This is a genomic window from Streptococcus marmotae (assembly GCF_001623565.1).
GTDB classification, from domain to species: domain Bacteria; phylum Bacillota; class Bacilli; order Lactobacillales; family Streptococcaceae; genus Streptococcus; species Streptococcus marmotae.
Map to the genome: position 1 here is coordinate 1,612,712 of NZ_CP015196.1, position 25,324 is coordinate 1,638,035.

21 protein-coding genes are annotated in these 25,324 nt (G+C 37.6%); 18 read left to right on the plus strand and 3 right to left on the minus strand.

Going from position 1 to position 25,324, the window contains the following annotated elements; translation table 11 throughout:
• Window positions 1–9: 9 nt before the first annotated feature.
• Genes A4H00_RS08080 through A4H00_RS08090 form a run of 3 tightly spaced genes read right to left on the minus strand, consistent with a single transcriptional unit; the run spans window position 10 to window position 3,339 of the window.
• A complete protein-coding gene (locus A4H00_RS08080) occupies window positions 10–1,227 on the minus strand; it encodes an aminoacyltransferase (protein WP_067089226.1) in 1,218 nt (405 codons plus the stop codon).
• Complete coding sequence (gene yidA, locus A4H00_RS08085; protein WP_067089231.1) at window positions 1,227–2,036, minus strand: sugar-phosphatase; 810 nt, start codon at window positions 2,034–2,036, stop codon at window positions 1,227–1,229. The genes A4H00_RS08080 and yidA overlap by 1 nt, the downstream gene beginning before the upstream one ends.
• Window positions 2,026–3,339, minus strand: a complete 1,314-nt coding sequence (locus tag A4H00_RS08090) for an HD domain-containing protein (protein ID WP_067089235.1) — start codon at window positions 3,337–3,339, stop codon at window positions 2,026–2,028. The genes yidA and A4H00_RS08090 overlap by 11 nt, the downstream gene beginning before the upstream one ends.
• Before the next feature lie 105 nt (window positions 3,340–3,444).
• Between A4H00_RS08090 and A4H00_RS08095 the strand changes: the two genes are divergently transcribed.
• From A4H00_RS08095 to A4H00_RS08180, 18 genes are all read left to right on the plus strand, one after another.
• Window positions 3,445–4,338, plus strand: a complete 894-nt coding sequence (locus A4H00_RS08095; RefSeq protein WP_067091565.1) for a sulfite exporter TauE/SafE family protein — start codon at window positions 3,445–3,447, stop codon at window positions 4,336–4,338.
• Window positions 4,335–4,721 carry a YwiB family protein gene (locus A4H00_RS08100; RefSeq protein ID WP_067089238.1) on the plus strand — a complete coding sequence of 129 codons (387 nt, stop codon included), beginning with the start codon at window positions 4,335–4,337 and terminating at the stop codon, window positions 4,719–4,721. Before A4H00_RS08095 ends, A4H00_RS08100 begins: the two co-directional genes overlap by 4 nt.
• Before the next feature lie 288 nt (window positions 4,722–5,009).
• Window positions 5,010–7,706, plus strand: coding sequence for a cation-translocating P-type ATPase (locus tag A4H00_RS08105; protein WP_067089242.1), 2,697 nt, complete (start codon window positions 5,010–5,012; stop codon window positions 7,704–7,706).
• 193 nt (window positions 7,707–7,899) lie between these two features.
• Window positions 7,900–9,024: a Fic family protein gene (locus tag A4H00_RS08110; RefSeq protein WP_067089244.1), complete on the plus strand. Its 1,125-nt coding sequence runs from the start codon at window positions 7,900–7,902 to the stop codon at window positions 9,022–9,024.
• A gap of 325 nt (window positions 9,025–9,349) precedes the next feature.
• Entirely contained in the window at window positions 9,350–9,997 is a 648-nt protein-coding gene (locus A4H00_RS08115; RefSeq protein ID WP_067089249.1) for an LPKTxAVK-anchored surface protein, read from the plus strand.
• Window positions 9,998–10,083: 86 nt separating this feature from the next.
• The gene (gene srtB, locus A4H00_RS08120) at window positions 10,084–10,950 is read left to right on the plus strand and encodes a class B sortase, LPKTxAVK-specific (protein WP_082815616.1); all 867 of its coding nucleotides are present in this window, start codon (window positions 10,084–10,086) and stop codon (window positions 10,948–10,950) included.
• Window positions 10,951–11,194: 244 nt separating this feature from the next.
• On the plus strand, window positions 11,195–12,046 hold the full coding sequence (gene rfbD / locus A4H00_RS08125; protein ID WP_067089255.1) for a dTDP-4-dehydrorhamnose reductase: 852 nt from the start codon (window positions 11,195–11,197) through the stop codon (window positions 12,044–12,046).
• 632 nt (window positions 12,047–12,678) lie between these two features.
• A complete protein-coding gene (gene cps2T, locus A4H00_RS08130; protein ID WP_067089260.1) occupies window positions 12,679–13,827 on the plus strand; it encodes a beta 1-4 rhamnosyltransferase Cps2T in 1,149 nt (382 codons plus the stop codon).
• Complete coding sequence (locus A4H00_RS08135) at window positions 13,824–14,759, plus strand: glycosyltransferase family 2 protein (protein ID WP_067089264.1); 936 nt, start codon at window positions 13,824–13,826, stop codon at window positions 14,757–14,759. The genes cps2T and A4H00_RS08135 overlap by 4 nt, the downstream gene beginning before the upstream one ends.
• 3 nt (window positions 14,760–14,762) lie before the next feature.
• Window positions 14,763–15,569, plus strand: a complete 807-nt coding sequence (locus A4H00_RS08140; RefSeq protein ID WP_206281829.1) for an ABC transporter permease — start codon at window positions 14,763–14,765, stop codon at window positions 15,567–15,569.
• A complete protein-coding gene (locus tag A4H00_RS08145) occupies window positions 15,569–16,783 on the plus strand; it encodes an ABC transporter ATP-binding protein (protein ID WP_067089270.1) in 1,215 nt (404 codons plus the stop codon). The genes A4H00_RS08140 and A4H00_RS08145 overlap by 1 nt, the downstream gene beginning before the upstream one ends.
• Window positions 16,780–18,081 (plus strand): glycosyltransferase family 2 protein, encoded by a 1,302-nt coding sequence (locus tag A4H00_RS08150; RefSeq protein WP_067089273.1) that lies wholly within the window; start codon window positions 16,780–16,782, stop codon window positions 18,079–18,081. The genes A4H00_RS08145 and A4H00_RS08150 overlap by 4 nt, the downstream gene beginning before the upstream one ends.
• Window positions 18,078–19,838 (plus strand): rhamnan synthesis F family protein, encoded by a 1,761-nt coding sequence (locus A4H00_RS08155; RefSeq protein ID WP_067089277.1) that lies wholly within the window; start codon window positions 18,078–18,080, stop codon window positions 19,836–19,838. The genes A4H00_RS08150 and A4H00_RS08155 overlap by 4 nt, the downstream gene beginning before the upstream one ends.
• A 6-nt stretch (window positions 19,839–19,844) precedes the next feature.
• Window positions 19,845–21,515, plus strand: a complete 1,671-nt coding sequence (locus A4H00_RS08160) for an LTA synthase family protein (RefSeq protein ID WP_067089281.1) — start codon at window positions 19,845–19,847, stop codon at window positions 21,513–21,515.
• A 46-nt stretch (window positions 21,516–21,561) separates the two neighbouring features.
• Window positions 21,562–22,278, plus strand: coding sequence for a glycosyltransferase family 2 protein (locus A4H00_RS08165; RefSeq protein ID WP_067089285.1), 717 nt, complete (start codon window positions 21,562–21,564; stop codon window positions 22,276–22,278).
• Entirely contained in the window at window positions 22,271–22,597 is a 327-nt protein-coding gene (locus tag A4H00_RS08170; RefSeq protein ID WP_067089288.1) for a DUF2304 domain-containing protein, read from the plus strand. Before A4H00_RS08165 ends, A4H00_RS08170 begins: the two co-directional genes overlap by 8 nt.
• Window positions 22,587–23,876 carry a lipopolysaccharide biosynthesis protein gene (locus A4H00_RS08175; RefSeq protein ID WP_067089293.1) on the plus strand — a complete coding sequence of 430 codons (1,290 nt, stop codon included), beginning with the start codon at window positions 22,587–22,589 and terminating at the stop codon, window positions 23,874–23,876. The genes A4H00_RS08170 and A4H00_RS08175 overlap by 11 nt, the downstream gene beginning before the upstream one ends.
• Window positions 23,860–25,284, plus strand: a complete 1,425-nt coding sequence (locus tag A4H00_RS08180) for a DUF2142 domain-containing protein (RefSeq protein ID WP_067089297.1) — start codon at window positions 23,860–23,862, stop codon at window positions 25,282–25,284. Before A4H00_RS08175 ends, A4H00_RS08180 begins: the two co-directional genes overlap by 17 nt.
• The last annotated feature ends 40 nt before the right edge of the window (window positions 25,285–25,324 follow it).

Genomic DNA, 25,324 nt, shown 5'->3' on the forward strand with positions numbered 1-25,324 from the left:
TCGCCCCTTCTAATTCTTTTTACTACGTAGTATCTTTCGGAGTTTGTAAGCGAGATTGAAGAGAGGATAGAGTGGAGAGGTGGGATAATTCCATTCTCCGATAAATTCTTCAATCATTGGATTGAATTTTGATTTGAAATGGTACAAACCGCCATCTAATTGATTTTCAACTCCACCAAGATTGATCCAGTTAACTCCTTGCTCAAAGGCATAGGTAGCTGTTTGGTACCAAGTGAGGATAGCAGGTTGATAGCGACGGTATTCTTCGTCCATTCCGGCATAGATATTTTCAGCAGCTTGTCCAAATACAAGTGTCAATGTTCCTGCTAGAGGAGCTGTGGTTATTCCTTGAGCTATCTTATTTTGTAGAAAACTCATTTCATCTTGTATACTTGCCTGATCACTGGCATTTTGCTTTCTCTTTCCCTCTTTTGTTTTGTCTGAAAAGAGCTCAGCTTCTTTTTGGAGGGTTTGGAGCTTTGCTTGCAATTTTTGGGAACGAGTCGCTAAATCGAGAGTTGCAAGAGTGATGAACGATTGTTCAGGATACTGTTCTAAGAGTTTGGCATAGTAGTCTTTGTTTCGTAGGTGAATATTTTTACGGGATTCAGTCTTTTTCATCAAGGTTGCAAAGTCATTCAACAGCTCAAGTTGTCCATATTGGATGGTAACATCCTTGTTTTGGGCAGTACGAATGGTTTGCCGAGTATTTTTGGAAAGCAATTCGTCAGCGAAATACTCCTTGTAGATATTCGCTTGAAAACGAGGTTGAATGGTTTCTGCCAGTGAATCAGTCCTACCGACCCAATCACAGCCAGCCTGTTTCAGCAGTTGAATACTAGCAGTTGCGTCAGGTTTGTCATCAGTAGTTTGGTTGATCAAATATTGCTGAAAATAGATGGAAGGATCAAATTTAATAAAGACAGTTCGATGCTTTTTGGCAATTTTCTTTAGAGACTGTAAGACAAAGAAAACCAATTCTTGGTCTGTATAATCCATAATTGGACCACGTGGAATGTACATCATCGTCCAGCCAAGCGGTAGCGGTTGGATAAGGATAGAGGCAACTGCAACGAGTGTCTGATCTTGATAAAAACCAACTCGCTCATTGCCCCAGTTGTCTTTTACCTTCGCCCAAGAACTGCTTTGTAAAAGGTTGTTTTGCGGATGTTGTTTGACAAAGCGATCGTGTTCCTCAGCAGGGATGCCAATTTTATATGTGTACATTAACTCAATACCCACTCTCTAATGGCGTGTGCAACACCAGATTCATCATTTGATTTGGTAATATGGGTTGCGATCTTTTTCAGTTCAGGACTGCCGTTTTCCATCACGACAGCAACTCCAGCAGCTTCTAGCATAGAGCGGTCATTTTCTTGGTCCCCAATCGCCATCGTTTGCTCTATGCTTATGCCCAATAAGGTACTGAGCTGTTGAATGGCCTCTCCTTTATTGACGGTTTTGGGGGTTACTTCCAAGTAGAAGGGAGCAGATTTTGCGACCGTAAATCGTTGGGTTATGGCTGTTGGAATTTGAGGGATAGCAGCATCTAGCTTTTCAGCCTCATCAACCAGCATGACTTTAATAATATCTTTATCTGCCATTTCCTCTGGTGTTCGATAAAAGACAGGGGCATCGACGAGTTGAGATTCATAGAGGGTGTATTTACCAATGTTACGGTTGGCTGTGAAAATGGCTTCCTTGGTACTAGCATGCATAGGAAGTTTTAAGGTACGCGCTAGGTATTCCAATTCAAGATAATCAGCATAGCTCAAACCTTCTTTAAAAACATCCTTTCCTGTTGCTGTTTCTTGAACGAGTCCACCATTAAAGGTGATAACATAGTCTCCCTCGTCTAATAGGTTTAATTCAGTTAAAATCCGCTTGACACCAGAAATTGGTCGTCCAGTTGCAATAACAATTTTTACACCTGCTTTTTTAGCATCTTGAATGGCTTGATAGACTTCTGGTGTGATTTCGTGTTGGCTATTTAGTAAAGTACCATCAATATCAATGGCTACAAGTTTAATGCTCATCGTGTTCTCCATAATTAAATTGATCATTGTGTATATAGCTCAGAAAAGTAGCATTTTGTTGGGCAAAGATGCCAGCTTCTTCGAGCATTTCCTTCGGGAAATAGAAGCGACTATCACCATGTACGGTCCCTGCTAGTGAATGAACAATGGGTGAGAGTTGCGATAATTCAATCAGGCTTCCGTCTTTACAGAGGATCTCAATCTGCGTCCGCTTTTTCTTGGCATTTGGCCGGTAAATATCATAGGGCAAATCAAAATTATGATGAATGGCTGTATAGTAGCTTGGTTCAAAGCCGACTTCGTTGACAATTGCTTCTAAGATAGGAAGGTGAGACTCTGCTGCTGTATCAAAGGTAATAGACTTGAAAACCTTGCGATTGATATAGCGCTGGGCCAAGTCAGATAAAATCTTATCTGGACCATCAATCCAAGATTGGAAATAGGTATTCATAACCCCATCATCTAGAGCAAGATAGTCTTCTAGCGCATAGGATTGCTCAAAGAAAGGGATCAAACGTGGTGAAGAGCTTTCAAAGAAAGTCTGTAAATCTTGATAGAGGACTTTGGCACGTTTTAGAAGGTTTTGTAGCAAGACCTCCATGGAACGGCTGGCAGGGTGGAAATAGACCTGCATATACATCTGATAGCGACTGAGAACATAATCTTCGACCGCGTGCATCCCTGATTTTTTAAAGGCAATGCCATTTTCTGTCGGCCTGATAACCCGCAAAATCCGTGTCAAGTCAAATTGACCATAATTGGTTCCAGTAAAATAGGAATCACGCAGCAGATAGTCCATTCGATCTACATCGATTTGACTCGAAATCAGCTGAACGACTTGCTTATTTGGATACGTATGGCGGATAACACTTGCTACCTTCTCAGGGAAATCAGGTGCAATCTGACGCAGTAAGGCATTGATTTCCGTGCCACTATTCGTGATAATCTGGCAAGTCAGTTCTTCGTGATCTGTATCAAAGAGCCGCTCGAAAGTATGGGAGTAAGCGCCATGGCCTACATCATGTAAAAGGGCGGCAACCATGGTCAGAAGTGAATCATTCCTGTCCCAAACCTGCGCATATTTTTGTTCAAAGGTTGAGACAATTTGACGGGCAATTTCATAGGCTCCTAGACAATGCGAAAAGCGGCTATGCTCACCACCATGAAAAGTATAGGAAGTTGTTCCTAGTTGCTTGATGCGCCGTAGCCGTTGAAATTCTCTGGTATTGATTAGCTGATAGATTAGCTCGTTATCTACATGAATGTAGTTATGAACAGGGTCACGAAATACTTTTTCACTCATTTTTTCATTATATCAAAAAAACGGTAATTGTGCTTTTGTGAACCATTTATTGATTCAAAGTTAAAAGCTATTTACGAAAGTGGCTTTTCATATTATAATAAGACTATGACAGAAGAGATGATTTTACATTTGATACAAGCCCTTTTGGTAGGGTTGATTGTATGGATAGCTTGGACGATTTTGTCCTACACTAAAAAACACAGGGTTAACCTTGGTGAGCGGTTTTGGACAGGTTTTGGAATTGGGTTTATCACTGATTTGCTCGATACGCTAGGAATTGGCACGTTTGCAACGACTACGACACTGTTTAAAGCGACTAAGCTAGTACAGGATGATCGAAAGATTCCTGCCACCATGACCACGGCTCATATCATACCAGTCTTGGTTGAAGCACTCCTATTTATTACCATCGTTGAGGTCGATTTGCTGACCTTGGTTGCCATGGCGACGGCAGCTTTTACAGGTGCTTTTGTGGGTGCACGTGTGACGCAGCATTGGAATACGCAGAAGGTGCAGCGGATTTTAGGGATTTTGCTGGTCATTGCAGCCTTCTTTATGGTCTATCGCATGCTGACCAATCCTGGAGCTGATTTGACCACAGATGTCCGTGGATTGTCAGGCTGGAAATTAGTCCTTGGGATTGCTTTTGACTTTATCGTTGGGATGCTGATGAGCATGGGCTTGGGAAATTATGCACCAGAATTGATTTTCTTTTCTCTGATGGGTATCAGCCCAGCGATTGCGCTGCCCGTTATGATGTTAAATGCAGCTATGATTATGACAGCTGGAGCCAAGCAATTTATTGAGTCTGGTCGGGTCAATTGGCCAGGTGTACCGGGCATTATCCTTGGTGGCGTTTGTGGGGTACTGACAGCTGCGAAATTCTTGAGTAGTTTGGATGTCAATAATTTGAAAATTCTGGTGGTCTTTATTGCTTCCTATACAGGATTATCCTTGTTGCGTTCGTCATTTGTATCTCGAATGAAGGAGAAGAAATGAAGATAGGCATTCACAATGAAATTGATCTGGATGGTCAACTAGAAGTCATTGAGCAGGTGTATGAGGCAGAAGCGGTTGAAAAGGGAGACTTTCTCTACCTGACTTACCAAAATGAGGAAAAAGAACGCGTGGTCCTAAAAATAAATCAGCAAGAATGCACCATGACCCGCTTTTCAACTCCTAAATCTGTCATGCAGTTTCTCAGTAATGAGACAAGTGTGACGCAGATTGCCACTCCAGTCGGTGTGCAAATCCTCCATGTGGTGACAGACTTCTACCAGAAAGAAGGCAATCAAGTAACCATTCGTTATACCTTACGCATTCCGCAGACAGGGCAAGACTTGGCTCGCTATAAACTTCGTATACAGTGGGATGCATCATAAAAAAGGCACGACAGACACAGGAAAAATATTTAGCAATAAAATAAGCTTTTCTGCATTTTTCGGAAAAAAGGCTTTCTGCGATTGTCATGTAAAAAAGGAAAACATTCTTGCAAAAAAATTTCATTTTTGCTATAATAGTCAGCATATCAAGGGAGTAGCTGACGGAAGTATCCGTTACAAGGTCGTCAATCCGAAAGAAATTTCCGGCCTTGTATGAAATAGCGAGACTTGTTTGAATAAAACAAGTCTCTTTTTGTGTTTTCAAAAAGGGACGAAAAGGAGAAAAACATGTCAACAGAACAAAAGCGCCAAGCTTTTTACACCCAAGATTCAGATGCTGTTTTGCGTGAGCTAGAGACAAGTGAGCAAGGCTTAACAACGAGTGAAGCAAGCAAGCGTTTGGAGCAATATGGACGAAATGAACTAGCAGAAGGTGAGAAACGCTCCCTTTTAGCGAAATTCCTAGATCAATTCAAAGATCTCATGATTATTATCTTGCTACTTGCAGCGATTTTATCAGTCGTAACATCAGGCGGTGAAGATATTGCAGATGCGATTATCATTCTTGCTGTTGTCATTATCAATGCGCTCTTTGGTGTCTATCAAGAAGGGAAAGCTGAAGAAGCAATCGACGCTCTGAAATCCATGTCTAGTCCTTCTGCGCATGTCTTACGTGATGGTCATGTGACAGAAATTGATTCAAAAGAATTGGTTCCAGGAGATATTGTGAGCCTTGAAGCGGGAGATGTCGTACCAGCTGATATGCGCTTATTGGAAGCAAATTCCTTAAAAATCGAAGAAGCTGCTTTGACTGGAGAATCCGTACCGGTTGAAAAAGATGTCCGTATGACAGTCGCAGAAGATGCCGGAATTGGTGACCGTGTCAATATGGCCTTTCAAAATTCCAATGTCACCTATGGTCGTGGACTTGGTGTGGTTGTAAATACAGGGATGTTTACCGAAGTTGGCCATATCGCAGGTATGCTTCAAGAAGCTGATGAGACAGATACACCACTCAAACAAAACTTGAACAATCTGTCTAAGGTTTTGACCTATGTGATTTTGGTCATTGCAGCCATTACCTTTGCTGTAGCCGTCTTTATTCGTGGTGAACATCCATTAACTGGTCTTTTGACCTCAGTTGCTCTTGCAGTTGCAGCCATTCCAGAAGGTTTGCCAGCTATTGTAACCATTGTCCTATCACTTGGCACACAAGTCCTTGCAAAGCGCAATTCGATTGTTCGGAAATTACCAGCGGTCGAAACACTTGGCTCAACAGAAATTATTGCGTCTGATAAGACGGGTACTCTTACCATGAACAAGATGACTGTTGAAAAAGTCTATTACAATGGTCAATTAGTGGATGCCAAAGAAACCATTGAAGCAGGACTAGATTTACCATTACTGGGTGCGGTTGTTCTGGCAAATGATACGAAGATTGATGCAGACGGTAAACTGATTGGGGATCCGACAGAAACTGCCTTTATCCAATATGCACTGGACAAAGCCTACGATGTAAAAGCATTCTTAACGCAATATCCACGTGTTGCTGAGTTACCATTTGACTCAGATCGGAAACTCATGTCGACGATTCATCCATTACCAGATGGAAAATTCTTCGTTGCCGTTAAAGGGGCGCCAGATCAGCTCTTACACCGTTCAACTAAAGTGGATATAGCAGGAGAAGTTAGTCCACTAACAGATGAAGTGGCTGCATCTATTAAGGCGAATAACTCTGAAATGGCGCATCAAGCACTTCGTGTTCTTGCAGGTGCCTATAAGATTATCGACAATATTCCAGAAGAATTGACAAGTGAGACACTTGAAACGGACTTAATCTTTACAGGTTTGATTGGGATGATTGACCCAGAACGTGCAGAAGCTGCAGAAGCTGTGCGTGTGGCAAAAGAAGCGGGTATCCGCCCAATCATGATTACAGGTGACCACCAAGATACAGCAGAAGCGATTGCTAAACGTCTTGGCATTATTGATGCCAATGATACGGAAGATCATGTCTTGACAGGGGCTGAATTGAACAACTTATCAGATGAAGAATTTCAAAAAGTGGTTGGTCAATACTCTGTTTATGCACGAGTTTCTCCTGAACATAAAGTACGTATCGTGAAAGCATGGCAGAACCAAGGAAAAGTCGTTGCCATGACAGGAGACGGTGTGAACGATGCGCCAGCTCTAAAAACAGCTGATATCGGTATCGGTATGGGAATTACAGGTACGGAAGTATCAAAAGGTGCCTCTGATATGGTCCTTGCAGATGATAACTTTGCAACCATTATCGTAGCTGTTGAAGAAGGACGGAAAGTCTTCTCCAATATCCAAAAAACCATTCAATACCTTCTTTCAGCCAATACGGCAGAAGTTTTGACCATTTTCCTTGCAACCCTCTTTGGTTGGGATGTGCTTCAGCCGGTTCATCTTTTGTGGATTAACTTGGTAACGGATACCTTCCCAGCGATTGCGCTTGGGGTCGAGCCAGCTGAACCGGGTGTCATGAGCCACAAACCTCGTGGACGCAAGTCAAGCTTCTTCTCAGGTGGTGTCATGAGCTCCATTATTTATCAAGGGATTTTACAAGGTGCTTTGGTTCTTGCGGTCTATGGTTATGCGATTGCAAATCCAGTCCATGTTGGTGATGTAAAAGCCATCCATGCTGATGCGCTGACAATGGCCTTTGCAACTCTTGGATTGATTCAGCTCTTCCATGCCTACAATGTGAAGTCTGTTTACCAATCCATCTTGACAGTTGGACCATTCAAGTCGAAGACCTTTAACTGGTCCATCCTTGTTTCCTTTATTCTCTTGGCAGCAACCATTGTTATTGAGCCATTAGAAGCCATTTTCCACGTGACTCATCTTGACTTGACCCAATGGGGTGTCGTCCTTATCGGAAGTTTCTCTATGATTATCATTGTAGAAATTGTTAAGTTCGTTCAACGGAAATTAGGGTTGGATAAGAACGCTATTTAGAAATGAGAGAATAGAAGCTGGGCAGAAAGTCTAGCTTCTATTTTTAAAGGTTCCTATTTGTCAAATTAAGTTAGACACGTTAAAACAACTCAGGAAACTGGGTGGGGATTTTATTCTATTTTTTATTGTTTTTTGAATTAAAAAAAGTCTATAATATAATATATTCAAAAAAATATATTAAGGAGACGTTGAGATGGCTTTACAAGGGGTTAAAAAGTTGCCGGTAATGCTTGATAATAAACAAGCATTACATTTGTATAAACGCTTAGCAAATGTTAATAAGATTTTAGGGAAATTAGATGCGGTACTTGAGTCGTCAATCGTCAATGCTTCGATACTGAGTTTGCTATCTTATAATGAGTCTGTGCAATCAACTAGAATAGAAGGTACACAAGTAACCTTTCATGAAATTATGGAAACAGCAAAAAGCGGTGCCAAGAATTGGCAACAGAGAGAGGTTTTTAACTACAAAAAAGCGATTGATTTTGGTCTTCAATCTATTAAAGAAGGGAACGTTATATCTACAAGACTTATTAAAGAGTTGCACAAACTGTTGATGTCTGATGAAGCTAGAGGTACCACGTCAAACGGTGGTGAGTTTAGAAAAATTCAAAATTTTATTGGGCCTGATAAAAATATAGAGAACGCTTCCTATATTCCGATAGGAGCAAATGAAATCGGCGAATATATGACCAATTTAGAATTTTTTATAAATGGAGAATTTCATTCTAGTTTAGAAACACAGGAAGAGCAAGAAGCCATTACTTTTGACAGCGATATTTTGCTGCGTATCGCAGTTGCTCACGCACAATTTGAATCAATCCATCCATTTTTTGATGGGAACGGTCGATTAGGACGTATTCTGATTGCTTTAATCTCTGTTCAGGAGGGATTGCTACATTATCCTATATTCTTTGTTAGCGAGGAATTAGAAAAGGAAAGAATTCGTTACTACAACGCCTTAAATGCAACAAGGGGCGATAGTCCTGATTGGAATATGTGGTTGAATTTGTTTTTAAATGCTAGTGAGCAGATGGCTAATACTATTTTAAAAAAGATTAATAATGTAGATGAACATGCTAGAAAGGGCTTGGCAGTGTGTAAAACACAAACTCAAAAAAATGTTTGGTTGAGCACCTTTACTTCTCCAGTGGCAACGGCAGCCCAACTTTCAGAGTTAACGGGTTACCATTCTGCGACAGTAAAAAAAGCGTTAGATTTCCTTGTTGGCAAAGGATTGTTGGACAAAGATAATGCAGCAAGAAGAAATATTCCTTACTACAATTACGACTTGCTTCGTGCCATCCAGAATCAGTAACCTTGGGGAGTGGGGCTCAATCGTGATTTCGTAGAAATCAATTGACCTCACTCCTTTCTAGGTTCAATCTAGACGCATCTAATGGATTCGTTTACTCCCACTCCAGGCGACGTTCGGCTAGAAGAAGTATTTTGCTAAAAACGCTATATTCTCAGAATAAGTTCTACCTTATTTTCTGTCCCAGTCTAACTTCTAGCTTCTTGCCACACCTAGAACCTACTTTGAGATTTTACAAAAACTTAAAAAATTCTTAGATATCAGTTGACATTTTATGCGAGTCATTTTATAATAGGTTATGGTACAAGATAATATAAGGAGTGAAATAATGAAGAAAAAATTATTCGTAACATTCGCAGCAGCAGCATTAGTTGCAGCTGTAGCACCAGCAGTCTTGGCAGAAGGTAACTACAGTTCAGACCTTCAACGTCACACTCAAAAAACTTATGTGACTTGGTCAGATATCGCTGCTCAAGCAGTAGCATATGTTGATGCTCATGAAGAAGATGTACAAGCACGTGTAGCACAAGACAACAACGTTGTTGCTGCACAAGCTGCTCTTAACGCTTTGAATGGTTACTCAGGTCATGACTACGAAGCTAAACGTGCACCTCTTGTAGCAGCTTTAGAAGCAGCTAAAGAACAAGCTCGTAACGATGTTCGTAACGCATTTATCGAAATGCAACAAAAGACTTTGTTGGCAGCTGCTAAAGCTGAAAGCCGTTACTGGGAAGAAGATGGCAAACACGCTAACTTGACAAACGAAGCACGTATTGCAGAAGACAAAGCAAACCAAAAAGGTGAAGCATACGATGCAGATAAAGCATCTTCTGAATTGGTAGGTGACAAAGCTCAACCAGAAATGAAACCTGAAGAAAAAGCTAAAGCTGAAGAAGCTGTTAAAAAAGCAGCTACTGAAGCTAAAAAAGCTGAAGCTGGTAAAAAAGCACTTCCAAAAACAAGTGCAGTAAAATAATAGTTATTTAGTATAGAAAATATTTTATAACTTGTACCATCTAGCTGCTGGAGTTATTTCAGTAGCTTTTTAAGTAGGAGAAAAAAATGGCAACGAAACGTGGAACTCGTAAAAAAACGAACAACTCTAATAAAGAAACGAAATTATTGAAATATCTCTTGATGGCGCTTGCTTTTGTTGTTGTGGCAGTCGGGGGAGTGTATGCGGCAATTGCGCTTAAGTCAGGCGTGTTGCAGCCGACAACTTCATCGTCTACACCACCTTCGTCAAGTGTAGCCGCCCCTGCTTACACGGTATCTGAGGAAGAAAAGAAGTACCTGACGGAACGTTTCAATGGTTTGAAAGCAACCAATCCTGAAACAGTAGGGTATATCTATATCCCAGGTACACAATTGGACGAGCCGATTGTTCAGACAGGAGACAATGCGACCTACCTAGATAAAACCTTTGAAGGAAATAACGAACCCTTGATGGGAACGGTCTTTATGGATACAGATAACAATAAAAACTTCACAGATTCCTTGACTTGGTTGTTTGGTCATGCACGTGGTAGTGCGGTACCAGACCATCGTATGTTTAATGATGTGAACTTTTATGATAGTCAAACCTATTTTGACGCCCATCCTTATGTAGTAGTAGAGACTCCTGAGAGAAAACGCTACTACGAGGCGATGTTCATGATTATCGTACCAGAAACGACAGCCTTTTATCGGACATCGTTTGAAAGCAAAGCAGATTTTAAAAAGCAATTAACAGATGTTGAAAAAGATGCTGTTACAAAAAGTAAAAACTTGAAGATTAACGAGAACGACAATTACCTCGTCCTATCAACTTGTCGCGAAGAGGATGATACCATTCGTGCCAACCTCTATGTACGCGAAATTCCAGATAGTGAATTATCAGACTTCCTTGCCCAACATGGTAGCCAGTTAGTCTATACACCGACAAGATAAGGATTGGACAAGCTGGACTTTCTGCCCAGTCTCGTTATGATGACAGCCGTATAAAATGGGGAGTGGGAGTAAACTAATCAACTGGATTAGTTTAGCCCGAACCTAGAAATAAGGGAGTAAGGGAAATCGATTTCTACGAAATCACGATTTTAGCCCACTCCCTTTTGATTTTGGCTGGACTATCATCGCTAATTCGTCCTTTTTTTGGTATAATGAGGTGAGAAATGCAATAAAGGAGTCAATCATGATTTTAATTACCGGTAGTAATGGGCAATTGGGCACAGAGCTTCGCCATTTATTAGATGAGCGTGGTGTTGAATATGTCGCAGCTGATGTAGCAGAAATGGACATCACCAATGCTGAAAAAGTCGCGGCCTTTTTTGAAGAAGTAAAACCAAGCATTGTCTATCACTGCGCAGCCTATACAGCAGTTGATATGGCAGAAGATGAAGGGAAGGAATTGAACTATGCCATCAACGTGACGGGTTCTGAAAATATCGCAAAGGCTGCTGAGCAATATGGAGCAACCTTGGTGTATATCTCAACAGACTATGTCTTCAATGGTGAGTTACCAGTAGGACAAGAGTGGCAAGTCGATGACAGACCAGATCCTCAGTCAGAATACGGTCGGACCAAGCGTTTGGGAGAAGAAGCGGTTGAGAAATACGCTCGTAAATTCTATACGGTGCGCACAGCTTGGGTATTTGGAAATTACGGAAAAAACTTCGTCTTTACCATGCAAAATTTGGCACAAACTCGCGATACCTTGACCGTTGTCAATGACCAGCACGGCCGCCCAACTTGGACGCGTACCTTGGCAGAATTTATGGTTCATATCGTAGAGACCAAGCAGGAATTTGGCTATTATCATTTGTCAAACGATGCTACAGAGGATACAACTTGGTTTGACTTTGCGACTGAGATTTTAAAAGATACTGATACCAAGGTAGTACCCGTTGATTCTAGCCAATTTCCAGCAAAAGCAAAACGACCATTTAACTCGACAATGAGCTTAGAAAAGGCAAAGGCAACAGGTTTTGTGATTCCAACCTGGCAAGAAGCCTTGGCAGCCTTTTATCAACAAGAAAAGAAATAAGGCGTTCTTGCTTTTTAGGCTTTACCCGAAGAATGGAATGGTTTGTACGATAAACAATGAAGGGGTGGGGTAGATTTACCTAGTCTCTTATAAATTTGTAGTCGGTGTATAAAAACTCCGTCCCAAGATGGATGTATTCATGCTCAAACTAGGTTATACTATAGTCAATCCAAATCATTTTTCATTATCTCCTTGAAGAGGCTGAGACAACCAGGATGAGCGCGTCGCGCTTATCCTGGTTGTCTCACTCCCTTTTTTGTGAAAAATAGTTGAGTCATTCGGGCAATATCGGTATCAACGTTTCTAGCCAATTCGACTGATTTGTCAAAGTAATGAAGACAATCGGACACCGTCCGCATGAAGAAAATGTAGTTTTCAGAAATCGTATTTTCAATTGCTGGTGTTGGTATTTAGAAAAATAAGACATAATGAAGTTGTTAATGAGAGAAAATGAACCATTTCTATTTCTTTCCAAAAAATCGATGAAATGATTTAAAAAAATTGCACTTATCAAACATTAGGATAGGTGCAATTTTTCATGCGTCTGTCGTGGACAATTGCCCTTTGAATGGATAGTGTGTAGGATTTATGGTATAATTATCTGATTATACTTTTTTAGAGTTAAGGATAAGATGAGACACATTTTTATTATTGGTAGCCGTGGGCTGCCGGCTAAATACGGTGGTTTCGAGACCTTTGTCGAACAATTGGTTACCCACCAAGAAAATAGGAAGATTCAATATCATGTGGCTTGTTTGTCAGACGAAACACACCATGTTCATACCCTTTATAAGGGAGCGGATTGTTTTACCATCAATCCACCCAAACTAGGACCAGCGCGCGTCATTGCCTATGATATGCTAGCGATTCGCTATGCGCTATCTCTCATTAAAAAGGAGCGAATCGAGCGGCCAGTTTTCTATATTTTGGGAAATACAATTGGTGCTTTCATTTCTCCATTTGCCCGCCAGATTCATGCTGTTGGAGGGACGCTGTTGGTGAACCCAGATGGATTGGAATGGAAACGGAGCAAATGGCCACGTCCTGTACAGCACTATCTCAAGTATTCAGAAAAGCTGATGACACGGCATGCAGATAGGATTGTTTCAGATAATGAAGGGATTGAGGACTATATTCAAACAACCTATCCATGGGCAAAGACGACCTGCATTGCCTATGGAACAGACCTAACTCCTACCACTCTGACGAGCGAAAGTTCAGAAGTACGAGCATTTTTTGAACGGTTTCAATTAGTAGAAAAGGGCTATTACTTGGTTGTAGGGCGCTTTGTACCTGAAAATAATTATGCGACGATTATTCGAGAATTTATGGCGACACAGACTGCTAGAAAATTAGTCATTATCTGTAATCATGAAGGGTCGTCTTACTTTGAGAAGTTGAAAGCAGAAACGCGATTTGATACCGATGAGCGCATCCTATTTGTCGGAACAGTCTACCAGCAGGAGTTGTTGAAATATATCCGCCAAGAAGCGCGTGCCTATCTGCATGGTCATGAGGTTGGTGGAACCAATCCAGGCTTACTAGAAGCACTTGCCCAAACCAATGAGAATCTGATTTTGGGAGTTGATTTTAACCAAAAAGTAGCGCTTGAAACTGCCCATTATTGGACAAAAAAAGAGGGGAATTTGGCTGATTTACTCCATCAGATAGATAGACAAGAGGAAAATCAAGAATTGGGACAGGCAGCAAAAGAACGAATGGCTTCTCACTACACTTGGGCAAAAATAGTTGACCAGTATGAGGACTTATTTTTATCATGAGAGTACATATTTTATTATCCACCTATAATGGTGAGAGATTTTTAAGAGAACAGATTGAGAGCATTCGTAGGCAAACGGTTTCTGATTGGACCTTGTTGATTCGAGATGATGGATCAAGCGATGGCACAAGGGACATTATCGAGGAATATTGCCAAAAAGATGAGCGAATTTCCTTCATCAATCCAGATGATACGACAAATCTTGGGGTAATAAACAGCTTTCATACCCTTTTGCAATATAAAGTAGCGGATTACTATTTCTTTAGTGATCAGGATGATGTGTGGTTGGAGCATAAATTAGAATGGCAATTAGAAGAAGCTCAGGCCTACCCAGCAGACAAGCCCTTGCTAGTGTACACCGATTTAAGCGTTGTCGGACAGGATTTGACGGTCATGCATGAAAGTATGATAAAAACGCAGTCGGACCATGCCAATACCCTTCTTGTTCAAGAATTAACAGAAAATACAGTCACAGGTGGTGTAGCCATGGTCAATCATACCTTGGCGGAACTTTGGACAGGACAAGAAGCGCATGCCTTATTGATGCACGATTGGTATTTAGCACTTGTCGCGGCAGCTCTAGGAAATCTCGTCTATATTGATCAACCAACCGAACTTTATCGCCAGCATGAAGCAAATGTACTGGGAGCTAGAACTCTTAAAAAACGAATGCACAATTGGATTCGACCTCATGTGCTATTTGCAAAATACTGGAAACTAATCAAGGACAGTCAAAGACAGGCTAGAAATCTCTTGGATTTGCCCTTGTCAGCCAAGGATAGAGAACTAGTCGAGAATTTTATAACGATTATGGATGTTCCCTTTATGGAACGACTCAAGCGTATACGAGTGTATGGTTATCGGAAAAATAAGGTCTTTCACACCCTTGTTTTTACCAGTCTCATCCTCACAAAATTTGCCTATAAGGAGTAAATGATGAATTTATTTCATAAAAAAAATGTGATTTTATTAAAAGAAATGGTCAAAACCGACTTTAAACTGCGTTATCAAGGGAGCTTGATTGGTCATTTATGGTCAATTTTGAAACCCCTTTTGCTATTTACCATTATGTATCTAGTATTTGTGCGGTTTTTGCGCTTCGATGATGGCACCCCTCATTATGCTGTGAGTTTGTTACTCGGTATGGTGACGTGGAATTTCTTTACAGAAGCCACTAATATGGGGATGATGTCCATCGTCTCTAGAGGAGACTTGCTTCGGAAGTTAAACTTTTCTAAATCTATCGTTGTTTTTTCTGCTATTGCAGGGGCAGCCATTAACTATGCGATTAACTTATTAGTCGTTTTCATCTTTGCGTTGATTAACGGAGTGGGTCTCTCCTATGGATTTTTAGTGATTCTTCCACTTTTTCTTGAGCTAGTTCTGTTAGCAGCAGGTATTGCCTTTATTTTAGCGACAGCTTTTGTAAAATATCGTGATATTGGCCCGATTTGGGAAGTTGTTTTGCAAGCAGGAATGTATGCAACACCAATCATTTATTCGCTGACCTTTATCTTGCAACGTGGACAAGAGAAGGTCGCTAAAATAATGATGTTAAATCCAATGGCACAAATCATTCAAGACCTACGTCACTTTATTGTTTATTCTGGCAGTTTACGTGGCTGGGATTTGTTTGGCAATCCTTGGATTGGTATTGTTCCCTATCTGTTACCGATAATCATTTTTATAGTAGGTTATACGATTTTTGATAAAAATTCTAAGAGATTTGCGGAGATTCTATAATGACAAAAACTATCGCTGTGAAAGTAGACCATGTCAGCAAGTATTTTAAATTACCGACAGAAGCCAGTCAAAGTTTACGAACGACCTTGGTGAATCGTTTTAAAGGTATTAAAGGCTATCAAGAGCAACATGTTTTAAAAGACATTTCGTTTGAAGTCGAAAAGGGCGATTTCTTTGGGATTCTTGGGCGGAATGGCTCTGGAAAATCGACACTGTTAAAAATCATTTCAGAAATCTATGTTCCTGAAAAGGGAAGTGTCACTATTGATGGCAAGCTGGTTTCCTTTATTGAATTAGGAGTTGGTTTCAATCCAGAATTGACCGGACGAGAAAATATCTATATGAATGGCGCCATGCTTGGATTTTCAACAGAAGAGGTTGATGCCATGTATGATGACATTGTGGACTTTGCGGAATTGCATGACTTTATGAACCAAAAATTGAAGAATTACTCAAGCGGTATGCAGGTTCGTCTAGCCTTTTCTGTGGCTATCAAAGCTCAAGGGGATATTTTAATTCTTGATGAAGTATTGGCTGTTGGGGACGAGGCCTTTCAGCGGAAATGTAATGACTACTTCATGGAACGCAAGAAAAGTGGCAAGACAACGATTCTCGTTACCCATGACATGGGTGCAGTTAAAAAATATTGCAACAAAGCAGTCCTCATCGAAGACGGATTGGTCAAAGCGATTGGGAATCCATTTGATGTGGCGAATCAGTATAGTTATGATAACATTCAAATGATTCACCATGAGTCAGAAGAAAGAGAGCAAATCGAAGTTGAAAAACAGGTACAGGTTGAAAACTTCCAGTTGCAACTCTTATCTAATCAGCAGATTACTCCTGGGGATCGAATTGAGTTTCAAATTGATTTTGATGTCTTAAAAGATATCGAGACCTATATTGCCCTATCTTTAACTGATATTGACCGTAATATTTGGATTTATAATGACAATTCACTTGATCACTTGATGTCAGGGAAAGGCCACAAGACAGTTCGTTATCAGTGTTCATTACCAAATGTTAATCATTTGAAATTAAAACTAGAAGTAACTGTTCGCAATACGACTGGGGGAATGTTAGCCTATTCAGATGTCACTCAGACGCCTATTATCATGGTGCAAAGAACAGATATTGCCTTAGATGACCGTTCTGCCCAAGATTCAGCCAGTGGCTTAATTCAGAGAAATGGAAGTTGGAGATTTGAAAAATGAAGCCTGTCATTTCAGTAGTTGTAACATGCTATAACCATGAACAATTCATCGAGGAATGTTTGAGAAGTCTATTTGCTCAAACCTATCCTCATATTGCACTATATGTCTATAATGACGGTTCTACTGATCAATCAGAACACGTCATTTTAAAAGTTTTGGAAGATTCTCCCTTTGAGGAGACATACTACGAATGCCATGAAAATTGTGGCTTGGTCAAAACTCGGAACAAAGCTTTAGATCATATAGCAGGCGACTTCGTACTTTTTGTTGATAGTGATGATTTTTTACCTACGAATTTCGTCGAGGAATTGGTCAATACCGCTGTGGAATCCGATGCTGATATTGTCTATACTTGTTTAAAAAACCCAGCCACTCAGGCAACGGTTATTGATATTCATGAGTACAATCTTGAGACACTATTCGTAGGGAACTATATTTCAGCCACCTCCTTAATCCGTAGAGAAACGATTGGCGAAATTCGCTATGACGAATACTTGAATTATAAGAAGTTAGAGGATTACGATTTCTATCTCAACCTGATCTTAAATAAGAGTGCAAAGCCTGTTCCCAATTACACGACTTTTTTAAATTATCGAATTCTGGAAAACTCGATGTCAGCAAGGAATAATCTTTTGAAGCACTATGTGGCCTATGTTTATATCCTTAACAAGTATCAGAGTCTTGCTACAACAGAAGTCGAACATGCGGTTAATATCCATTTTAATCAGAATCTTCAACGGACTTTTCTAGCTCAAAAAGTCACTATTTACATAGGAGATGAGGAAGGGAAATTCACCGAGGGGAATATGTTACAATTCCCACTGGAAGAGTTGGGGAATATCACTTTTGAGATTCCTGCAACAAGTAGCTATATTCGTATTGATTTATCTGAAATTCCTAGTTTCTATGAAGCCGTTACCTTGACAGAGCAAGAATCAGGGCAGAAACTCGTACCTATATTTACTAATGCGATTATTTTTAATCAGTCTTACTTATTTCCGAATCCAGACCCTCAAATATTGTATGAGATTTCAGAAGACTCTGAGAGAGTTTATAATCTACAGTATCAAGCGTATAAAGTGGAGAGTCTCCACTCAGAGGACTATGTTATTAAGATTTTAGCTCAGGCTTTATTAGATTCATCTAGCAAAGCCGAGGAAATAGAGCAGTGTAAATTAGATTTTGAACAGCAGAAACAGCAACTAGAAGAAATTACAGTTCAATACAATTCTGTTATTTCTTCCCGCCGGTGGACCATTCCTACTAAAATAATAAATTTCTTCAGGAGAAAACAATGAAACGATTACTAGTATATGTTCATTTTAATAAATATGATCATATCAGTCGCTATGTTCACTACCAATTAGAACAGATGAGACCATTATTTGAGAGGGTCATCTTTTTATCAAATAGCAAATTAAGTCCACAGGAAGTTGAAAAATTAGAAGCTAGAGATCTGATTGACACTTTTATTCAGCGTGAAAATAGCGGCTATGATTTTGCTGCCTGGAGAGATGGATTACAGTTTGTAGGGTTAGATAAGCTATCTATCTATGATTCTGTAACTGTTATGAATGATACCTGCTTCGGACCACTTTGGGATATGGCTCCAATATATGAAAAATATGAAAATGATAAGCAAGTAGATTTTTGGGGCATGACCAATCACCAAGGTATCAAAGCGGGAAATATTTATATTGATGAACATCTACAATCTTATTTTATATCTTTCAAAAAGAAGTTAATTCAATCCGAAGTATTTAAGAAGTTTTGGGAAAATGTCCAAGATTTTACAGATGTGCAAGATGTGATTGATAACTATGAAACAAAATATACAAAGAAATTTGTTGAAGCAGGATTTAACTATCAGTCAATCCTTGATACTCGACCGTTAAATAAAGATTTTTTTCATAGCAACTTTACCATCCATTATCCACATGTATTGTTGGATTATCAGGTTCCTTTTATTAAGATCAAAACGTTTGACTTGACTCAACATCTCTCTCCCTATGTGTTGCAGGCCATTGAACAGAGAACGAATTATCCTATTGAATTTATTTTATCGCACATGTCAGATATGAGTTTGCCGACTCCTTCTTATTTATTGGATAGAAAAGTTTTAAAAAAATGTGCTACAACGTATTCTAATACAAAGAAGGTTGCGGTTCATTTACATACTTTTTATGTGGATTTATTACAACTGTTTTTAGACCAATTTAGAGCATTTGATTTTTCTTATGATTTGTATCTTACGACAGATTCAGAGGAGAAGAAACATCAGATTGAAACAATATTGAGCGAAAATCAGATGGCAGGAAAAGTCTATCTAACAGGTAATCGCGGTCGAGATATTATTCCGATGTTAAAGTTGAAAGAGGAGCTGTCCTCGTATGATTATATCGGTCATTTTCATACCAAAAAATCTCCAGAATATCCATACTGGGTAGGCGATTCTTGGAGAGAAGAATTATTTCAAATGTTATTAAAACCGGCGGGGAGTATTTTAGCAAATTTAGAACAAGATAATCGTCTAGGACTGGTTATTGCGGATATTCCATCCTTTTTCCGCTATACAAAAATTGTCGATCCGTGGAATGAAAATAAATTTGCGGCAGGTATGAATGAACTGTGGGAAAAGATGGGATTGAATCGCACGATTGATTTTGATAAAATGAATACGTTTATCATGAGTTATGGAACCTTTATTTGGTTTAAATATGATGCTATAAAACCATTGTTTGATTTAGAATTATCCGGCGATGAGATACCAGCAGAACCAATTCCCCAACATACGATTTTGCATTCCATTGAACGCATTTTAGTCTATTTAGCTTGGGCACAGCGGTTTGACTATGCTATTTCAAGAAATGAGCTTTACCTAACTCCCTTTGTAGATAACACAGTGTTGAATATTCGTCCCGACACATTACCAAATACATATGTCAATTTTGATAATATTGGTGGAATTAAAGGAGCATTAAAGTATCTTTATCGTGGCCCAGGTAGTGCGATTAAGTATATTTTGAGGAGAATTTTAAGAAAGAATAGGAGATAAGATAATATGATAGACGATAAAGCTGTATTTGAGGTTTTCAGTAAACTAGTTAGAAAATACAAAAAAATTTTTTTGACAGTTTTGAAGTATCTATTTTCTACAATTGTAACGATTCTGTCTTTTGTGACAACAGGGGATATCTATTTTGTACTAGTTTCTTTGTGTGAGCTAACATTAATCTTTTGGCTATCAAACATTTTAGTTTCAAAGAACAAGTGGATAGGTTATTTAGTAAATAATATTCTAATCTTACTTTTTAATATAGAAATTCTGGTGCTTTGTTTCGGCAATAGTTTTGTAACTTTGACTATGGTTATGAATATTACTTCGTGGGAAGCATTAAAAGGAAGAAGCGATGTTTTTTTATTAGGAATCTTTTTATTATTATTTTTTAGCTTTCTTCCAATTAGATATGTGTCTCTCAGAAAGATCTTTTCCCAGAGAATCCCTAAATTTACCTTTTTCATAAATATTTTGCTAGTTTTTGCAGCATTAACTCCTATCTATTTCATAAGTCAACAGGAATTTTATGAACCGTTAGGTGGGGTATATTCTTTGGCTAAAAATGGTATAGATTATATAAAAATTTTAGATAAAACTCATCTACAATTAGATGAATCCCAGCAACAATTAAGTGAGAAGTTTTTCAATAAAGAAATTTCTGATTTTGTCAAAAAACCAGATAATTTACCTGAACATCCTAATGTGATTTTATTATTTACCGAGGGATTGTCGCAACATATTATTAATGATGAACGTAATGTTATGCCAAATCTTTATAGAATTCAGCAAGAGGCTTTACAATTTGATAATTATTATAATCATACTTTTGCTACCTATAAGGGTTTGATTGGACAATTGTATTCAGGATATCAATTGGATAATTCAGATTCTAATTACCTAGAATCTGTGCAGAGTATTTTAAAAATGGAAGATTATAAGACGTCATTTTTAAATACAGAGCCTAAGAACAAAGAGTTTACAGAATATCTAAAGAATTTTCAATTTGACAATTTTAAACAAGGTCAATTGACAGAAAATAAAGATATATTATCAGATGAAGATGCTTACAATCAATTATTTCAGTTATTATCAGAACAGTCGGATTCTTCTCCGTTTTTAATTACGATGTATACATTTGGTACTCATGTAGGCATGGATTCTTTTGACAGGAACTATGGTGATGGATCTAATCACGTACTAAATAGATTTTTTGATTTAGATAATCAATTTGGAAGATTTATAGAAAAGTTTAAAGAGAGTGAGTGGTCAAATAATACTATTATTATTTTTACAACAGATCACGCAACGTATGTAGACGATGAATACAAGCAGGCATTTCCAGATTTTAGTAGATCGCTTGGTCATGTAGACAAGATCCCTTTATTTTTTTACTATAAAGGAATTGAGCCCCAAAAAATCGATGTAGCAGGTAGAAACTCAATCAATCTTGCGCCAACAATTTTGGACTATATTGATGTATCGCAACCAAATCATTTCTTAGGTCGTTCTTTATTTTCTCAAGCGGATGACTCTAATGTTTTTGAAACAACATTTATTTCAGGTGTCGATTATTATTCTACGTTAAATGGAAATATTACAACTTTTAGCGAACAGCAATTATCGGATTTAGAAACTAGAGTTGTAGATTATTATTCTGCTTCTCGATATCCATAACATTAACTATAATAAATGGAGTTAATATAAATATATAGGAGGAAAAATGAAGCGTTCAGATTTATTAATTATCATTCCAGCATATAATGAGAGCGGAAATTTGCACAAAACAGTTGGAATGATAAAAGAAGAAGCAGAGGAATTTGATTACGTGATTATCAATGATTGTTCCACTGATGATACTCTAGAGATATGTCGAGAAAGTCTCTATAATGTTATCGATTTACCAATCAATTTAGGCATTGGAGGAGCTGTTCAAACTGGTTATAAATATGCCTTGGAAAGAGGTTATAAATATGCTGTACAAATTGATGGTGATGGCCAACATAATCCAAGGTATATTAAAGCTATGCTTGAGCTACTACGAGAAAATGCTTTGGACATGGTGATAGGTTCTAGATTTATTGAAAAAGAGGGCTTTCAATCTTCTCTTTCTCGTAGAATAGGGATTTCATTTTTAGAAAAATTAATTAAACTATTGACGAAGAAAAAGATTACAGATCCTACTTCTGGATTGCGTTTGGTGAATGAAAAGATTATTAAATTGTTTGCTGATCATTATCCTACTGATTATCCTGAGCCAGAAACAATTGTCGCATTATTAGAATCAGGTTTTACTATAAAAGAAATTCCAGTGGTAATGAATAGCCGAGAGCATGGAACGTCGTCAATAACATTAAATAGGTCAATCTACTATATGATAAAAGTTTCTATGGCTATGCTCATTGCAAAGTTAAATGGAGGATATAGAAGTTATGATTAAAATATGGGTAACATTATTAGATGTTCTATTTCTTTTTTATTTAGTACGTATGGTAGTAAAAAAAGATATAGAAATGAAGAATGCCTTTTCTTGGATATTATTATCACTCTTATCTCTTCCTCTCGTATGGTTCCCTCCTATTTTAGAGGTTTCATCAAATTTACTAGGAGTAGAAGTTCCTAGTAATTTGATATTTTTTATTAGTATCTTTTTCTTGATTTGTTTAGTTTTTTCTTTAACCTGTATTATCTCAAAACAATCTATTCAAATTAGAAAACTAGCTCAAAAGATGGCATTAGAGAATAAAAATGAAAAATAGAGTGAATGCTAAGTCCGTTTATATTTGGAATTTATTAGGTAATATATCTGCTGCATCAGTGTCTGTCATTTACTTACTAATTGTGACACGTTTATCAAGTTCTGAAGTGGCGGATGATTTTAGCTTATCTTACTCAATAGGTAATTTATGGGTCATTATAGGTCTTTTCCAGATTAGAAATTTTCAAGGGACAGATGTCAACCATAGATACAATTTTAATCAGTATTTTCTTGCTCGTATGATTACTTCTGTACTCATGTTTTTGACACTTATTCCTTATTTATTGATTAATGGATATGAATGGCTATCAGATTCTTTTCATATAGCAATTTTTATCATACTATACCGTTTATCTGATGTTTTTTCGGATTTATGTCAAGGGCAGTTTCAAAAATATGAGCGATTGGATATTGCTGGTAAATATATGACTTATCGCTATATTATAAGCGTTGGATCATTATATATGTGTCTCCTTCTGTCTAAGTCTTTATTGCTTTCCTTTATTGTAGTATCTTTTTTTAATTTTATCTTTTTTATCTTATTTGATTTAAGAACAAGTTTATTTTTTGAACCTTTAAATATTTTTAGTCTCTTTAAAATTTCTACAGCTAACTATGCATTAAAAATTTTAAAAGAATGTTTCCCGTTGTTTATTAATGGATTTTTGATTAATATTATTTTTAATGAGCCTAAGTTAGCAATTGAGAGAGGAATGAGATTAGGTGTTTTACCGGAAGGTATGCAGAGAAATTACAATATTCTTTTTATGCCAGTATTTTTTATGAGTTTAATTATCTTAGTAATTCGTCCATTGATTACGCAGATGGCAATTTTATGGAGTGAAAAAAAATATCATTCATTCAATAAAATATTTCGAAAGATTATTCTCTTGCTGTTTGTAGTGGGGTTGTTTATTTCGATTGCTGCCTATATTATTGGAGTAGATGTTTTAAGTCTAGTTTTTGCAGTGAATTTGAGTTCCGAGCGACTTTCATTAGGAATACTTGTTTTGTCTGGAGTACTGTATTCTTTTGGAGTAATTATAGAAAATATCCTAACGATTTTTAGAAGACAGCATATTCTACCTATTGTTTTTATTATTTTGTTAGTTTTGTCTAAATTATTAACCGATAGATTTATTTATACAGGTGGTATTTTAGGTGCGAGTATTTGCTTTTGCATTCTGATGTTTACGTATGCTTTGTGTAGCTGGATTCTTTATATGCTGGTTAGAAAGAAATATAAAAACAAGGGAGATGAGTATGTTAAAAACGTGTAGTATTTTTTTAAAAATAGAAGAGAGTTGGCAAGGGAAATTAGTTGTGCTGTTTTTAGCGATTAGTTTTTCACTTTCTCTTTTTTCAGTTTTTATGAGAATGCCTGCTTCTTGGCCAGATGAACAAATTCATTATTATAGAGCCATACAATTATCTCAGGGTAATATTTTAGAAAAATCAGTAGATTCAGTGGATAGATATGGAGGAAATGTTTCGATATCACAAGCTGAATTTATGGATGAAGATTTTGACTTGATTGCTAATCCTAATGGAGAATCCTATTTTGGTTTACAGTGGATAAAACGCCAACAATCTTTGGAATTTAGCGACCAGTCGGTATTTAAAGAAACAACAAGTGCTGTTCCTTATAATCCTCTCATATATTCTCCTTACTATTTACCTTTATGGATTGGTAGACTGTTCCAATTATCTCCAGTTGCAGAGTTTATTTTTGTTAGGATTGGAGGCTTATTATTTGCTTATATTGTTTTATTATATGCTATTCGTTCTTTGCCATTTAGTAAGTTGACACTTGCTGGTTTTACACTGCATCCTACCCTTTTTGTTGGTTTTAGTGCGATTACAGCGGATACTTTTACAAATGTTATTGTTATTCTATTTATTTCGTATATGGTGAAAATAATATATAGTTCTCTGAAACAGATTCAAGTAAGAAAGTCTGATGTAGTTAAGTTTTCAATAATCATATTGTTATTATCAGTTGCTAAAATACCTGCTTTCTTTATTCTTTTGTCTGTATTTCCACTGATATACTTTTTAAGAATTCAAAAACTGATTACTAAAAAACAATTAATTTATTTGTTAATTGCGACATTCCTATCAATTTTATTCGTATTTGCGTGGATTATGGCTGTTCGACATATAAATACAGGAGCATATTTTGGACGTAATACAGATATGAAACAGCAACTCCATTATATTATTTCAAACATTCCTCAGTTTATAAAAATATATCTTTTTGCTCTCATATCTTATGATTATACAAGTATGCAGCTTGGGTATGCCAATAATCCTATTTTTCAAAGTATACCTAATGTATATATAACTCTTTATATTGCAGGTTTAATTTTTACAACTTTTATTCAGGACAAACATTATACGTTTATGAAGGAAAATAGATTATTATCACTAGTACAATTTAGTAAGATTATTTCTTTTGTGGGAATAGTTACAGCTACCTTTCTCATTTTATATTTGCAGTTTTCCATAGTAGGTTCAAGTGTTATAGAAGGAGTTCAACCTAGGTACTTTTTACCATATTTTTTATTACTTCTTACTTATATTCCTAGAAAGTATATTTTCGATTCAAAAGTTTATCAATACGCTATGGTATTACTAATCTTACCAGCCAGTTTTTACCTATTGTGTATGATAGCTCAAATTTTGTAACTTATAAAATAAATATTTATGAATCGTATTGGATCAAATT

Bases quoted from the DNA above. Each gene is read 5' to 3' on its own strand.
- A4H00_RS08080 (WP_067089226.1), bottom strand. From the start codon at position 1,227: ATGTACACATATAAAATTGGCATCCCTGCTGAGGAACACGATCGCTTT.
- yidA (WP_067089231.1), bottom strand. From the start codon at position 2,036: ATGAGCATTAAACTTGTAGCCATTGATATTGATGGTACTTTACTAAAT.
- A4H00_RS08090 (WP_067089235.1), bottom strand. From the start codon at position 3,339: ATGAGTGAAAAAGTATTTCGTGACCCTGTTCATAACTACATTCATGTA.
- A4H00_RS08095 (WP_067091565.1), top strand. From the start codon at position 3,445: ATGACAGAAGAGATGATTTTACATTTGATACAAGCCCTTTTGGTAGGG.
- A4H00_RS08100 (WP_067089238.1), top strand. From the start codon at position 4,335: ATGAAGATAGGCATTCACAATGAAATTGATCTGGATGGTCAACTAGAA.
- A4H00_RS08105 (WP_067089242.1), top strand. From the start codon at position 5,010: ATGTCAACAGAACAAAAGCGCCAAGCTTTTTACACCCAAGATTCAGAT.
- A4H00_RS08110 (WP_067089244.1), top strand. From the start codon at position 7,900: ATGGCTTTACAAGGGGTTAAAAAGTTGCCGGTAATGCTTGATAATAAA.
- A4H00_RS08115 (WP_067089249.1), top strand. From the start codon at position 9,350: ATGAAGAAAAAATTATTCGTAACATTCGCAGCAGCAGCATTAGTTGCA.
- srtB (WP_082815616.1), top strand. From the start codon at position 10,084: ATGGCAACGAAACGTGGAACTCGTAAAAAAACGAACAACTCTAATAAA.
- rfbD (WP_067089255.1), top strand. From the start codon at position 11,195: ATGATTTTAATTACCGGTAGTAATGGGCAATTGGGCACAGAGCTTCGC.
- cps2T (WP_067089260.1), top strand. From the start codon at position 12,679: ATGAGACACATTTTTATTATTGGTAGCCGTGGGCTGCCGGCTAAATAC.
- A4H00_RS08135 (WP_067089264.1), top strand. From the start codon at position 13,824: ATGAGAGTACATATTTTATTATCCACCTATAATGGTGAGAGATTTTTA.
- A4H00_RS08140 (WP_206281829.1), top strand. From the start codon at position 14,763: ATGAATTTATTTCATAAAAAAAATGTGATTTTATTAAAAGAAATGGTC.
- A4H00_RS08145 (WP_067089270.1), top strand. From the start codon at position 15,569: ATGACAAAAACTATCGCTGTGAAAGTAGACCATGTCAGCAAGTATTTT.
- A4H00_RS08150 (WP_067089273.1), top strand. From the start codon at position 16,780: ATGAAGCCTGTCATTTCAGTAGTTGTAACATGCTATAACCATGAACAA.
- A4H00_RS08155 (WP_067089277.1), top strand. From the start codon at position 18,078: ATGAAACGATTACTAGTATATGTTCATTTTAATAAATATGATCATATC.
- A4H00_RS08160 (WP_067089281.1), top strand. From the start codon at position 19,845: ATGATAGACGATAAAGCTGTATTTGAGGTTTTCAGTAAACTAGTTAGA.
- A4H00_RS08165 (WP_067089285.1), top strand. From the start codon at position 21,562: ATGAAGCGTTCAGATTTATTAATTATCATTCCAGCATATAATGAGAGC.
- A4H00_RS08170 (WP_067089288.1), top strand. From the start codon at position 22,271: ATGATTAAAATATGGGTAACATTATTAGATGTTCTATTTCTTTTTTAT.
- A4H00_RS08175 (WP_067089293.1), top strand. From the start codon at position 22,587: ATGAAAAATAGAGTGAATGCTAAGTCCGTTTATATTTGGAATTTATTA.
- A4H00_RS08180 (WP_067089297.1), top strand. From the start codon at position 23,860: ATGTTAAAAACGTGTAGTATTTTTTTAAAAATAGAAGAGAGTTGGCAA.